Origin of the sequence: Cupriavidus sp. SW-Y-13 (genome assembly GCF_009793345.1) — a bacterium.
GTDB lineage: Bacteria > Pseudomonadota > Gammaproteobacteria > Burkholderiales > Burkholderiaceae > Cupriavidus.
Map to the genome: position 1 here is coordinate 258,451 of NZ_WHLX01000003.1, position 12,187 is coordinate 270,637.

At 58.1% G+C, this 12,187-nt stretch carries 14 protein-coding genes; 7 read left to right on the plus strand and 7 right to left on the minus strand.

Features of this window, described 5'->3' with window-relative positions; translation table 11 throughout:
• The first annotated feature begins 639 nt into the window (after window positions 1-639).
• A complete protein-coding gene (locus GA566_RS28715; protein ID WP_160474959.1) occupies window positions 640-1,662 on the plus strand; it encodes a PRTRC system protein D in 1,023 nt (340 codons plus the stop codon).
• A 498-nt stretch (window positions 1,663-2,160) separates the two neighbouring features.
• Window positions 2,161-2,292 (plus strand): hypothetical protein, encoded by a 132-nt coding sequence (locus GA566_RS33590; RefSeq protein ID WP_255459678.1) that lies wholly within the window; start codon window positions 2,161-2,163, stop codon window positions 2,290-2,292.
• Between the two features lie 78 nt (window positions 2,293-2,370).
• Here GA566_RS33590 and GA566_RS28720 read toward each other — a convergent pair whose 3' ends face one another.
• From GA566_RS28720 to GA566_RS28745, 6 genes are all read right to left on the minus strand, one after another.
• Window positions 2,371-2,583, minus strand: a complete 213-nt coding sequence (locus tag GA566_RS28720; protein WP_160474960.1) for a hypothetical protein — start codon at window positions 2,581-2,583, stop codon at window positions 2,371-2,373.
• Between the two features lie 93 nt (window positions 2,584-2,676).
• On the minus strand, window positions 2,677-3,744 hold the full coding sequence (locus tag GA566_RS28725; protein ID WP_160474961.1) for a primase-helicase zinc-binding domain-containing protein: 1,068 nt from the start codon (window positions 3,742-3,744) through the stop codon (window positions 2,677-2,679).
• Between the two features lie 246 nt (window positions 3,745-3,990).
• A complete protein-coding gene (gene ssb, locus GA566_RS28730) occupies window positions 3,991-4,572 on the minus strand; it encodes a single-stranded DNA-binding protein (protein WP_160474962.1) in 582 nt (193 codons plus the stop codon).
• Window positions 4,573-4,583: 11 nt separating this feature from the next.
• Window positions 4,584-5,363, minus strand: coding sequence for a hypothetical protein (locus GA566_RS28735; protein ID WP_202126979.1), 780 nt, complete (start codon window positions 5,361-5,363; stop codon window positions 4,584-4,586).
• 7 nt (window positions 5,364-5,370) lie between these two features.
• Window positions 5,371-5,802, minus strand: coding sequence for a hypothetical protein (locus GA566_RS28740; RefSeq protein WP_160474963.1), 432 nt, complete (start codon window positions 5,800-5,802; stop codon window positions 5,371-5,373).
• Between the two features lie 99 nt (window positions 5,803-5,901).
• Window positions 5,902-6,210 (minus strand): hypothetical protein, encoded by a 309-nt coding sequence (locus GA566_RS28745; protein ID WP_160474964.1) that lies wholly within the window; start codon window positions 6,208-6,210, stop codon window positions 5,902-5,904.
• Window positions 6,211-6,873: 663 nt separating this feature from the next.
• Between GA566_RS28745 and GA566_RS28750 the strand changes: the two genes are divergently transcribed.
• The 5 genes from GA566_RS28750 to GA566_RS28770 all read left to right on the plus strand — a co-directional run bounded on the left by GA566_RS28750 (window position 6,874) and on the right by GA566_RS28770 (window position 10,845).
• Window positions 6,874-8,049: a hypothetical protein gene (locus tag GA566_RS28750; protein ID WP_160474965.1), complete on the plus strand. Its 1,176-nt coding sequence runs from the start codon at window positions 6,874-6,876 to the stop codon at window positions 8,047-8,049.
• Window position 8,050: 1 nt separating this feature from the next.
• Window positions 8,051-9,235, plus strand: coding sequence for a FlhC family transcriptional regulator (locus GA566_RS28755; protein ID WP_160474966.1), 1,185 nt, complete (start codon window positions 8,051-8,053; stop codon window positions 9,233-9,235).
• Entirely contained in the window at window positions 9,169-9,606 is a 438-nt protein-coding gene (locus GA566_RS28760; protein ID WP_160474967.1) for a PLD nuclease N-terminal domain-containing protein, read from the plus strand. Before GA566_RS28755 ends, GA566_RS28760 begins: the two co-directional genes overlap by 67 nt.
• A 102-nt stretch (window positions 9,607-9,708) precedes the next feature.
• The gene (locus tag GA566_RS28765; protein ID WP_160474968.1) at window positions 9,709-9,906 is read left to right on the plus strand and encodes a YqaE/Pmp3 family membrane protein; all 198 of its coding nucleotides are present in this window, start codon (window positions 9,709-9,711) and stop codon (window positions 9,904-9,906) included.
• A gap of 99 nt (window positions 9,907-10,005) precedes the next feature.
• Window positions 10,006-10,845, plus strand: coding sequence for a hypothetical protein (locus tag GA566_RS28770; protein ID WP_160474969.1), 840 nt, complete (start codon window positions 10,006-10,008; stop codon window positions 10,843-10,845).
• Between the two features lie 72 nt (window positions 10,846-10,917).
• Here the strand turns inward: GA566_RS28770 and GA566_RS28775 are convergent, their stop codons facing one another.
• Window positions 10,918-12,171 (minus strand): adhesin, encoded by a 1,254-nt coding sequence (locus GA566_RS28775; protein ID WP_160474970.1) that lies wholly within the window; start codon window positions 12,169-12,171, stop codon window positions 10,918-10,920.
• Window positions 12,172-12,187: the final 16 nt, after the last annotated feature.

Here is a 12,187-nt window from a genome sequence, read left to right on the forward strand (position 1 = left end):
CCCGCCGCAGTGTGTCGGGCTTCGTGATCCGCACCCAGCCACGCGGCTGTAAGGGTGTCGGGCATACGCGGAATTTCCACAGAGCACCTGTCCGGTGTCCGGCTTCGGAATTGTCCGCACTACGGTCTATTTTCACAAACAGACCGCCAATCGGCTTGGTATCGCGGGGGCCGGTGTCCTCACTATCCGACACGGTCCACTTGATTTGATTGAAAAAAAAGCCGGTGCAATTTCCGGCATGAACAGTGAGCCCTGCAGTACCCCTCCGTAAGGAAGGATCGAAGGCCGTTTTGTGCCGCCCAATGGCGGCGGAGTCGATGCGTCGGGGACGCGGTAGGTGCGCCAAGCATAAACCACGGAACGATTCACTGGCAACGCTTCGCACCGGAAATCCACCAGCTTTCGAAACTTGACTTCGATTTTCCGACGGTAGAGTGGGTGATAGCGATGTGCCACGAAGTCGGACCACATCGGAGCATACGGGACTTGATCGGATCAAGTCCCACGTAGTGCCACCATGTGCCATCAAGTACGTGGGACATGATGGCACCAGATAGCACTTGCTCCGACCAGGGCGAAGATTGTCCGGCGATGGCGCATCGACCGAAACTACCCCATCCAGTGAGAGGAAGCTTGTCCATGAAACAACAAAACGACCTTATCAAGCACCCGACCATCGCCATCGACGTTGGCTACGGCAATACGAAAGCCGCGTGGGCAATGGGCGCAGAGATCGCGACGAATATGTTCCCGTCGCTCGCACCGCTCGCAGCGAACAGTTCCCTGAACTCCTTCGGCGGCGGAGTGTTCAAAGGCCGCAATGTCCTCGAGGTCGTAGTTGATGGTGCGCGGTACGAGGTGGGCCCCGGCGTATCGATCAGTGGCGCGCATCACACCGGCCGCGCGCTGTCGGAAGACTTCGCAACTACCCCAGGCTACGCCGCTCTCCTCGCCGGTGCGCTGCACTACGCCGGCGCGCGCGACGTTGAGCGCCTTGTCTTGGGCCTTCCCGTTCACAACACGCAGAAATACGCTGCGCACCTGAAGGACCGCTTCGCCGGAACCCATGACTTTGGCTGGGGGGAAATCCATATCGGCAGTGTCCTTCCCCTACCCCAGCCTCTGGGCACGCTGATCAACTACATCCAGCAACGCGGCAAGAACTATGATCCGGACAATGCATACTTGGTGATCGACGTCGGCTATTTCACGACCGACTGGGTTGTGGCGCGCGGCTACACGGTCGACGACACGCGTAGCGGTGGCGTTCCCGGCGGCGCAGCGCGTATCTATCAGCAGGTCGCAAGCCTGATCACGGCCGACCGTAACCAACCGGACGCCGGCATCGAGCGCATCGACCAAGCCATCCGGGAATCCAAGCCACTCGTGTATTTTGGGGAGGATCTGGATATGGCGCCCTATCTTTCTGAAGCGATGGCGCTCACGAATCAGCCCGTCAAGGAAATCCAGACGCGCGTGGGGCGAACGGACGACTTGCGTGCCATCATCCTTACGGGCGGCGGCGCGCAGCTCTACGCACCGGCCATTCGTGCTGCGTTTCCCCTGAATCCCATCCACATGATGGACTCGCCGTGTTTTGCAAACGTACGTGGCTTCTACACGATCGGCGCCGCCACTCGGCAGGCAAGCCGAGCCGCGTAAGGTACGGCCATGGACAAGGTTCAAATGACGGTGACGCTGGTCGAGCCAGATTTGCTCGCTTACCTGCGTCAGTTCTCCGATCCACGAGAGCGGTCCTTCATGCTGCGCATGTTGGCATTGCGCGGGCTCCAGTCAGGACGGGCCGGCGGGCAAGACGCCATGGTCTGGCCACCAGTGCCAGGTTCGCCAGTGGTTCATGGCAGCTTTGATGCCACGCCGGCGCGAACGCCTGCCCCCACACCTCATGACCCGACAACACGAGGTTCTGAGGCTCGACCACACAACGAGGCACCGCTATCAGCGCCGACGGTAGCTTCGCCCCCTGCGGCGACAGAACCAGTGCAAGGCGCAATGGAGAAGAGTAATGCTGGCGCTGCACTCGACCCCTTGGCCGGCCTCGACATCGGCGCCCTCAACGACGCGCTGGCCCGATACTAGACGAGGGCTTGACCGGCAACAGTTATGTGGCAAGCTACAGAAAACCTCACGGAGATCCACATGAAATTCTTCGACTTCCTCTCGACCAATCATGACATCAACCGGTTCGTGTTCGCTACCGTGATCTGCTACTGCGTTGTGGAAGCTGTCGTGGCGGTCTACCGAGGCGCCAAGAATCGTAAGACGGCGTAGGCGAAATACACAGGCCACAAACGAAAAAAAGCCCAGCGATATGATCGCTGGGCTTTTTGTTTAAGGTTTGGGCACACGTCAGTGAAGCGTGCCAGGGGCAAGGCAGAAATCCACCGCCGAGTCATACGAAAGATTGCCTTCGAGCAGCGTGAGGCTATCCCGCCCGTCCTTCCTGTAGACGTGAAAGAACTGCGCATCGGACTTCCATGCCTGCACGTCCTGAGTGGGCGTGCTGCGCATGGCGTGGATATGCAGCTTGTTGACAATCATCGTGAATCCTTTCTGTGGCATCGCATTCTCCGTTGAGGACTGCCACGAGGGAATCCGCCCCTGTGGGCGAACCCACAGGGCAGATGTTAAGGATTGCCGCATATGCGGCGGAAACTAGGCGGCGACCGCCTGCTGCGAAATCTCGCGCAGCTGATAGACCGTGCGCCACTCGTCGCAGAAATCACTACCCCGAACCTTCGGGCGATGCAGCACGACGTTGAAGCCTTCGTGCCGTAGCCGCTTTTGCAGGGTAAGTGCGTCGGCCATACCGGGAGACTTACCGGTCCTTGCATCGACCTTGTCAAAGTCAGCGAAGATGTGCACGGTGTGAATCCCGAGATCGCGCGGTACCACGAACTTGCTCATCAGCACTCGGTTAAGGCACGACCAGGTCGGCACGCGAAACAGCATGTAGGCGGCGTAGGCATTCTCGATGCCTTCGGCCACACCGATCTCGCCATGGCGAGGCGACATCAAGCGGACAGCACCACCATCCAGCGGCAGCGCGCCCGTGTAGTTACGCTTGCTGGGCAGAATCTCGCCGTCCTCCGACACGACCATTGCTTTCTCCGGCTTGTTGGGATGCAACGACGTACGATGCACGGTGGCAAGCCTGCCGTCTGCCAAGCGGTACTCGGCGATGATGGTCGGAAACTTCCCAACCACCTTTCGCTCATGCCAATAGTCCTGCTCGGCCATACGTAGCGACTGCGGGATGGGAGCACGCAGGCCCGGCACCCTTGCCGCGAGGTAGCGCATGGCTGCATCGCCGGGTTGAATGGGCTTCGATTTGCCGATTTGCTTCATGACTCGCCTCATCAACTCACTTGGTGGGACGACTTTGCGTGCCGGCACCCGTGCCGCAACCGGTGGGAGCGGCTCACTGCACTGACCATTGAGCCGACGCTTCAGCTCCGAGTAGGACATGTTGGTGTATCGACGGATCAACTCCAGACCGTCGCCACCAGCGGGACTACCGTTATTGCACTTGCGACATACCCAGTCGCCGCGGCCGCGGTTTTGGGTATAGGAAAACCGGTCCTTGCCTCCGCATATCGGGCAGGGACCAGGCCGACCGCGCCAGAAGGCATCCGTGAGGATGCCGGCTGGCAGATACTGAGCAATGAGGGCGTCCCACTGCTCTGCCTTCCAGCTCTTCACAATCACACTGATATCTTGCATGGGATGACTCCTGGTGGAGTGGTGGGTCGATGCCTGAAACAGGCGAAGGAACGCTTGCTCAAAAGACATCCCGGCTTAGCCAGAAGGTCTTTTCAGCATGGCGTTGCATGCGGGGGGAAGGAAGATGCCGAGCGCCTTGCTAGCGACGTCGAAGATAGAACTGCTGCTGCCGGATAGCCGGCAGCAGCAGCAAAGTGCGAATGAGTGTGGAGGAGCAACGGCCGTTAGGCCGTAGTGAAAATCCGCCTATCGCCGGAATGGAATTCCGTCGAGTGCCGTGTTAGCGGCGTACGGAATGTCATCATCTTCGAAACCATCACGTTGCGCGCCGCCGCCGGCATAACCGCCTGACGATTGCCCAGAACGTGCGCCGTAACCGGTGCCCGACGAACGCTGCTCCTGGCGCTGACCTTGGCGTTGACCAGTGTTGGTGGTTTGGTATCCAGCACCGCCTTCTTCGTGCCCGCTGTCATCACCAGCCGCTTGGCCGCCTTGGCGACCTCCCAGCATCTGCATCTGATCGGCAACGATCTCGGTGCTGTACTTATCCTGACCGGCTTGGTCCTGCCATTTTCGGGTGCGGATACGCCCCTCGATGTAGACCGACGAGCCTTTCTTCAGATACTGGCCGGCGATCTCTGCCAGCTTGCCGAAGAACGCAATCCGATGCCATTCGGTCGCTTCCTTGAACTCGTTGGACTGCTTGTCCTTGTAACGATCGGTAGTGGCGATGCGAATGTTAGTGACCGCGTCACCGCTGGGCAGATAACGGGTTTCAGGATCGGCCCCGAGGTTACCCACGAGGATTACTTTGTTAACGGATGCCATATCCTTCCTTGTCAATGAATGCGATTGATCGACCAGACCCAGCGGTCCCAAAGCTTTTGCTCGCCCGTGGTGTCGTCACGCAGAGGTTGACCCGTTTTCTGGTCGAATGCAGGAACCTTCTCCTTATAGAGGCGTTTGACGCCGACGCGCTCGCCTACCTTGCATCGGGCATCGGCCAGGACCTCCTTCAGGCCCTCGCCTTGCAGCGTCTTCACGCCAGCGCCCGTGTCGAGCTTCACTGCAAACGACGTGTAGGTGCGCTTGCCACCCGGTTTGCGATTGGGGAACTCCATCTCCCCCCATTCGAGCAGCGTGCCAACGGTGTACGTCGAGGATGAGGCGCCAGAGTCAGAAGCGTTGCGACGAGCCGTTGCACCATCATCGACCTGCCCCGCTTTCGGGATGCTTGGATGATGCTGCCGAACGACCGCTTTCGATTCGTCATGTGCCGGCGGTGCCGCGTGCAGCTTGGCGTCCCGAACGACCTTCTCCGCAACGGACTGCAGGGTGTCGCCGTCCGCGTCGTGGATGCCGACCTTGCTCCATCGCGGCATCACTTCGGGCAACAACTTGTCACCGAACGACGTGTGTTGGATTGTCCGGTCGAATACGGCCTTGAAATGCACCACGCGATCGCCCTCGTCCCGGAACAGATGCGGCACACCGCCAATGTTGATCTGGAATTCGTTGTCTGCGCCGGTCCCCACCTGAACTTTTTCGCTGTGGGGTGAAGCATTCTTGTGGCCAAGCAAGGAACTGGCCGCTTGCTTGAGGATATTGAAAAGTGACATGGGGAATTCAGAGAAGAGAGCCGCAGCACTGTCTGCGCACCTCGTCGAGGTCAGCTTTCAGGCGAGCATGGTTAAGGATGACGTCCTGCAGCACCTCGGGACTCACGCCGCATACCGCACAGACGTAGGTATAGGGCAGCGCACCGTCCCAGTAGCCGAAGATCCAGCCGATGGTCATGGAGTAATCCTCCAGGTCCAGCGAAGCCTTGTTGCGGATCCGGTCACGTAAGAGATCAGCACAATCGACTAGTGACTCGGGCATGTTGTCGCCGCGACGGCTGTCACAAGCCAGGCTGATAAGCGCATCGATCATCAGCTCTCGAACCGATTCGCTCCAAAGCGATGGGTCCGGCAGTGGATCGACTTTCGGAGGGGGCACAACGATTGCGGCCGCTTCACCGAAAAAGTCCAGCTGCCACCCTGCTGCCGTTGTTTCCATGATGGTCTCCGGACGAGCATCCGAAGACCCACCTGTCGGCGGGGTATCGAATACCCGCGACAGGTGGAATGAGGCCGCCCAGAGTTGGGCGGCTATGTGTTAGGAACGATCGTGCGTTCCAGTGCGACGGATTGGCGTAACCACGGCCGAGCGTTCGTACTGCTTCTCGGGTGGCTGCGTTGATTCACCGACCGACGGCTCCTTGTCGGCCGCCTTTTCCGGCGTCGCCACCTTCGGCGCTGCCGGTACGACCTTGCTCCATTGGACTGCCTTTTCCTTCAGAAAGAAGAACAGGACAGCCGTCAGAAACATGGCGACCAGAAAGGACTGCGATGCTGCATACAACGCCATTGCCCATGCGAAAAGCTTGAGCGGACGCTTGATCAGGTTATTGGCAAAGGATTCCATGGTTTCTCTCGAGAAACGTTTGAAGGGATTTCCTGGCGGATGCCAGGCGATTTTTCGATGCTCAGACGAGCAAGGAATCCATGGAAGCGCGCACGAACAGGAACGCGCTTGCGACATGCGGCACATGTCGTAAAGGCGCTACCGATCTGTACAAAAAGGGAAATGGGCGGGGCGCAAAGCGCGCCAGATTTGGCGCTGCGCAAGGCCGAGGTGGCCACCGCTATATCGATGCGTCGAGGACGCTGAAGGTAGCGAGACTCTACACGCGAATACACAACGTGACAAGGCCACGCCTGCCCGGAACGTTGGGCTCAAAAGAGATGTCCTGGGGCTGAGCTTTCACAGTTTTTGAAAGGAACATGTTCCTTTCAAAGCCCAACCTGTCTATACAGGCCACCCCCGCTGAAGGGGCATCTACCTTCATTTGCTTAAACCCAAGTCGATAAAAGAGATACAGAAGCACCGCTGATTCGAGGTTGACTAACGAAAGCGATATGGTTTTGCCTCGCTTTCGAGTCTCACGACCACTGAACAACGTCATAAGCTTCTCCCTGATCGCTGCATCTGTTTCTCGTCTCACTTGACAATGAATTTCGAGTGGTAGGTTGAAGGAGTTGCGGCGCACACGGGTCCGCATCACTCTCCTTCTTGACGGGGCAAACAATGACAAAAAAGGGAAAAGAAGACGACGACAAGGCCAAGTTCGATCTTGTCAATCCGAACACATCAAACTCAATGCGAGAGATGGCGGTCCATGAATTGGGCCAGTATGTCGACAGTGCCGCCATCGGCCGAATCGTCCAGGCAGCGCAAGAGATCGAACTCTCGCGCAAGCGCATTCTCAGCGAGCACACGACCATCGGCTCGCGCATGTTCCAGATCTACCACACGATCCTCACATCGTGTCAGAAGCGATTCGGAACGGAGGAACGAGCTCAGAACGAGGCAGTCACGTTGCTGTACGCATTCGCTGCCAAGGCTTTGCGCATTTCGCGTGGCTCCGCCATCAAGTACCTCCAGGCGTTTCACCACTTTTCCGACAACGCAGATGCCATCACGTTTCTGAACCTCGGTGAACTGACAATCTTGAAGCGTGCGGACATCACCGAGGATGAGATCCAACGCTTCGTTGACGCTCGAAAATCGGACGAAGCGTATTCGCGCAAGGACATCATTCCTTACATCGAGTGGTCGCGCAAAACGCATCAGGACCTCAACAGCGTCATGGCCACGCTGCAAGCTGCCGAGGACCAGTTGAATGAAAGCCTCGAGCGCCAACGGGATCTTGAAGCACAGATGCGAGCCATGCGCGAGCAAGCGAATCTCTCAGACGCGCAGAAGCTCTCCCAGAAGGAGCAGCTCGATCGATCCACGGCCGCTCTTAGCTCTCAGGCAAACACTGTCGAATCCTTGCAGGTCCTCGTTTCGCGATTGACCGGCGAAAGAAACGCATTGCAGAAGTCTCTAGCGGAATCGAAGATTCGTGAAGTCGTGAAGGAAGTCCGCGTCGAAGTCGTGCCGCCGGAGTACAAGGATGTGGCGGACGCGGTCATCGAAGCCAACAAGCAATTGGACGAAGCAAAGGCCCAGCTCCGCGAAGCGCAGCAGCATCTGGGGGACCTGAATGTCCAGATTCAGGGACACGAGTCCCAAGTGGCCGACTCCCGCAATACAGCGCTACGTATCGACGGCCTTTGCGCGGACGTGGATGACGCGTTAAACAAGCTTCGCGCCACGATCAAGTCGATCAAGAAGAAGGAACACGGCGCCGCATTGCTGTCGCTGCGTCGCACGGTTGAGGCCTTCCACAACGAACTGATTGGCCTGACTGGAGCCTGAAATGCAGACGAACCATTCCCGCTCCATCTTCGAGCAATTCATTCTTCCAAGCTGGGTGCAAGACCGCGCGCTATCGGCCAATCTGCGTATCAGCAATTTCGTCGTGAATGCTGTAGCGGTACGCCCCGAACTGGAAAGCGTCTTCCGTGTGTCCCACGACAACCTTTTTGCGTTGCGCAGCGACCAGGAGCAATCCAACAAGGTCTTCTGCACGCCATTCCTTGCGTTCGCGCCTACGCTGTCTTCTGTCGCCGATTGGCGGTCGTTCATTGAGGGCAGCATGCCCACTATCACGATGGATCGGCTCCAGGCTTCCCTGCCGAGCGATCTCTCTGTCGTTGAGCGGCTGGCACTGGAGCACACGAATCGGTCCTACATCACTGCGCTCTATGACATGCTGAACATGTCTGTGCTCGCCGCTCCGCTGATCGGTATCTCAAACGAACTAGCAGCATATTTGCGATCTGTGCCTCAGCATGAGATGGATGTCGCCATCTCCGAGCGTCTGATACCCCTGTTCCACTGGCGCTTTGCCGACGAGATGTTCTGGCTTGAGACACACGCCGGCCGACTAAGTCGCGAACTCATCGCGCATTTCCTGATGGAAACGTCGCCCTTGCGCACGGATCGCCTACCCCACTCCGAAGCTTGGGGAAAATTCCGGCTGGAGAATTTCGTCCGCGATGCTCTGTTCGAGGCGTTCCTGTACTTCGCTTGCCGTGCCAAGAGCGTCTCTTCGCTTTTCAACACCAGCCTCGAGGCCGCCCGGGATGCCTATCGTCGGATCCACGGTAAGTCGTCGCCGTCCGGCCAGCCTCCCTCTTCGCTAACTTGGTTCATCGATACGCCGGCCCGTCGGGTGCAATCGACATTCCAGATGTGGCTGTTCCGTTCAGCGATCGCGTGTGACGTTTCTACGCCGGAGAGCTTCGTTGCCGCCATGGACATCAACAAGTCGTTCTTCGCCGATGACTGCAAGGTGCCACCGGAACGCTCTATGCATCTGGCCCGCTCGATGGCCATGAACGAAGAGTTGGCGGTCTGGCCGTGCCGGAAATGTGGGACGCCCTACTTGGCTTCGAACTCCTCCGAGAAGATCGAGCTGCTGCATTCCTTCACATGTCCCTGCTGCAACGGAACGTTGACTGCAACTCGCGGCGGCAACCGGCGACGTGGGCCAAAATAGCCTCCCAGCCAAAACCCCTTAACAGGAGAGAGATCTTGGGCGGCTTGATTACCCTTTTTTCGATTTACTTTGCACCGGCAGTGATCGCCTTCTACTTCGCCAGGAAGGACGGAAGATCAGCATTGGCATGGGTCGTTATCTGCGTTTTCGCAAACTATCTGGGCTTGCTCGCGTACTTTCTGACTCGTGGCGGCCCCCCGACACGAGAGAGATATGTCGAAGCTCACCCTGGCTGTCTTACTCCCCGCGGCATGAGCTGCTATCACTGCGGGTCCCAAAGCATTCGCGTATGGCGCGAGCAGGCTTTCGTGAAGGTCCGCCAGTACCATATATGCAACCACTGCGGGAAGACACTCTATCGCTCGATGTAGCCCCCCACGAACTGGGGGTTTAGACCCGCAACGATGCGGCCGATACATCTACGGTCCGCGATCTTGTATCCTTGCGGCCTCTGTCATTTTTGATACTTGAACATGCGTCTGCTACTCGCCTTTTTGCTGCCTTGGTTCCAGTTTTTCACGATTGGAAGACCCTTTGCGGGAGCAATTTGTCTGCTCCTGCAACTGACACTCGTCGGCTGGATTCCCGCAGTGATTTGGTCGACCTATGCATTGAGCCAGTACAAGACAGATCAGAAGATTCAAGCTGCCCTCAACAATCGCGGGCGGTAATTTTTTCGCCGACTTGACTTGCGGATCAAGCCGGTAGGATGGAATCAAGCGTCTCGAATCGAAACGCGGTCCATCCTGAACAACAGAGGAAGAAAGAAAATGCAAAAGACCAAACTCGCTCTCTCCACGATCTCGGCTGCTGCCCTTCTCGCTCTCGCCGCTTGCGGTGGTGGTGGCGGTGACAGCGGCGGCTCGACCCAACAACCGAGCACTCCCACGCCTCCGGCGCCCGTTGTCACGGTGCAAGGCGGCGCTACAGCCGTTGCGGGCGACCCGCTGGCAGTTGTGTTTGTACCCCATACCGAAACTTCAACGCGGCCCGTTCTTCAATCTATTTCGCACGCAGCGTTCCCCTCCGCGCTGCAGAAGGCAACCGCCGAAGGCGCATACACTCAAGTCGGAATCGATGCCAACAGCCTTATCACCCTGACGGGTGGCAAGATCGTTGATGTCAGCGGCAACGGCGACTATGCCATTGGCCGTTGGACGGATGGGACATCGAGCCTGGGTAACGTCAGCGTAAATCAAGGTGACCACTATGCCATCGGAAGACCGTTGAAGCTGGTCCAAGATCTGACCCTGCAGCCGGACCTCTCCATCGGACCGAAACTGCATTGCAGTTCCATCGCGAGTACTGCACCGACGGCAATCAGTGGCAATTTTGCCCCAGGCAAGCTCAACTCCGCTACGGCCGTGATCTCCATGGGTGGCCCGACACTTGATACGTTCACGCTAAACTTGGCAATCGGAGCAGACAGCAATGCGACGGCGACTGTTTCCGGCACGATTCTTAATGGACTGTTCCAATCTAACGGTGTTTTGCATCATGTGCAGACGCTGGGTACTTCTCAAGCGAGCCCTTATCTCGTGATCGGCTATACGATGCCTACACCTTCCAGCGGCGACGCGAGTGGTGTTGTCGTGCTCAAGTGCCAGTGATCGCAGCCGCTACAGTGAAAAAGCCGGCTATCGCCGGCTTTTTGTTTTGGAAAGGGAAATGTCCGCTCCCTCTCAACTCTGATTCGAGCTATTGTACGTATTCGTAATGACAGCTTTTGAGCCGTTTGGACAGGGCGTCCCGAAGGGCACGGGAAGCTGGCCAGTCCCCCCTGGCCAAGAGACGCAGATTCCTTCGTTGCCGTAGACACCGTTACCGCCCTCCCAGAACCCAACGATTTGCCCCTGACTAGTCCCCCCCGCCGATCGCCAGAATCCGTTCTGGCAGGAGAGCGTTTTGCCGTTAGGGTCACTCCGAATTGCACCTTGCGGATCCGCACAGCCCCAGCCGTCTTGTACCTGTTGCCCGCCGGCGGCAGATGGTACCAAGGCGCCAGCCGCATACAGATAGCCGCTGGAGACAACGTTACCCGAAGCAGTAACATTTCCGTTGGACTGAACAGAATTTGCCGTGACTTGAGCTGCTTGCATAACGCCGCTGATGAGGGCACTGCCGTTTGACTGGACATAGTTCCCGTACACACCGTTGCCGGAGAGATTCCCTGCGGCAGAAACACTTCCACTTGACGCAACGTTCCCCGCCGCCGAAACCGATCCATTCGATTGGAAATTCCCCACGCGATTCATCGCCTGGTTGTTCGCATCCATCGCACCGGTCAGGTTCAATGAACCGTCACGCTTGTAGAACTGATTCATGGACTGGGCGAGCAACGAGCTGGAACCGATGCGCATCGCCAACACACCAACTGGCTGACCGGCCACGGGATTCGGCGCCTGCCAGCTTGCGGCCATCCCGGTGATCGTCGCCGGCGTCTCGGCGAACGTGACTCCCGAATCCTGTCCCGCCTTGACCACCGCAGCGCCCATGAGGTCCGTTCGAATGCGACCAAACGCGTCACGGTAGCCGGTCGTGGAATAGACAAGCCCAGGGATCGAGCAGCCCGAGATATCTCCCGCACAGTTCGTCGGCGTGAGATCGATCCTGAACGACAGCCCGAGCGGGCTGATGTCCGAATACCCGATAGGCAGCAACCCGAAGTTGATGAAGTCCTGCACGGTCGGGTGCAGCGGGTCTGCCACGCCAATGGTCTTGCCGCCCACAGTCAGGTTCGTCGACCCAGCCGGGCTTTTCGCCAAGGCAGTGAATGCCTCGAAGGTGTAGGTGTTCGCCGCCTGTGCGATGTTGGACATGTAGTTGCCCGTCCCGATCGCAAGGTTTTCCTCCTGATCCGCGTAGGCCCAGGCCACCGATCCCACCAGCGCAATACTGCCCACCAGCAGGCCCATCGAATAATTGTTCAACAACATATTCCGCTCTCCTATG

Excerpts from the sequence above, each read along its gene's own strand:
- GA566_RS33590 (WP_255459678.1), top strand. The coding sequence starts at position 2,161 with ATGAAATTCTTCGACTTCCTCTCGACCAATCATGACATCAACCGGTTC.
- GA566_RS28715 (WP_160474959.1), top strand. The coding sequence starts at position 640 with ATGAAACAACAAAACGACCTTATCAAGCACCCGACCATCGCCATCGAC.
- GA566_RS28755 (WP_160474966.1), top strand. The coding sequence starts at position 8,051 with ATGCAGACGAACCATTCCCGCTCCATCTTCGAGCAATTCATTCTTCCA.
- GA566_RS28775 (WP_160474970.1), bottom strand. The coding sequence starts at position 12,171 with ATGTTGTTGAACAATTATTCGATGGGCCTGCTGGTGGGCAGTATTGCG.
- ssb (WP_160474962.1), bottom strand. The coding sequence starts at position 4,572 with ATGGCATCCGTTAACAAAGTAATCCTCGTGGGTAACCTCGGGGCCGAT.
- GA566_RS28720 (WP_160474960.1), bottom strand. The coding sequence starts at position 2,583 with ATGCCACAGAAAGGATTCACGATGATTGTCAACAAGCTGCATATCCAC.
- GA566_RS28745 (WP_160474964.1), bottom strand. The coding sequence starts at position 6,210 with ATGGAATCCTTTGCCAATAACCTGATCAAGCGTCCGCTCAAGCTTTTC.
- GA566_RS28760 (WP_160474967.1), top strand. The coding sequence starts at position 9,169 with ATGTCCCTGCTGCAACGGAACGTTGACTGCAACTCGCGGCGGCAACCG.
- GA566_RS28735 (WP_202126979.1), bottom strand. The coding sequence starts at position 5,363 with ATGTCACTTTTCAATATCCTCAAGCAAGCGGCCAGTTCCTTGCTTGGC.
- GA566_RS28740 (WP_160474963.1), bottom strand. The coding sequence starts at position 5,802 with ATGGAAACAACGGCAGCAGGGTGGCAGCTGGACTTTTTCGGTGAAGCG.
- GA566_RS28770 (WP_160474969.1), top strand. The coding sequence starts at position 10,006 with ATGCAAAAGACCAAACTCGCTCTCTCCACGATCTCGGCTGCTGCCCTT.
- GA566_RS28750 (WP_160474965.1), top strand. The coding sequence starts at position 6,874 with ATGACAAAAAAGGGAAAAGAAGACGACGACAAGGCCAAGTTCGATCTT.
- GA566_RS28765 (WP_160474968.1), top strand. The coding sequence starts at position 9,709 with ATGCGTCTGCTACTCGCCTTTTTGCTGCCTTGGTTCCAGTTTTTCACG.
- GA566_RS28725 (WP_160474961.1), bottom strand. The coding sequence starts at position 3,744 with ATGCAAGATATCAGTGTGATTGTGAAGAGCTGGAAGGCAGAGCAGTGG.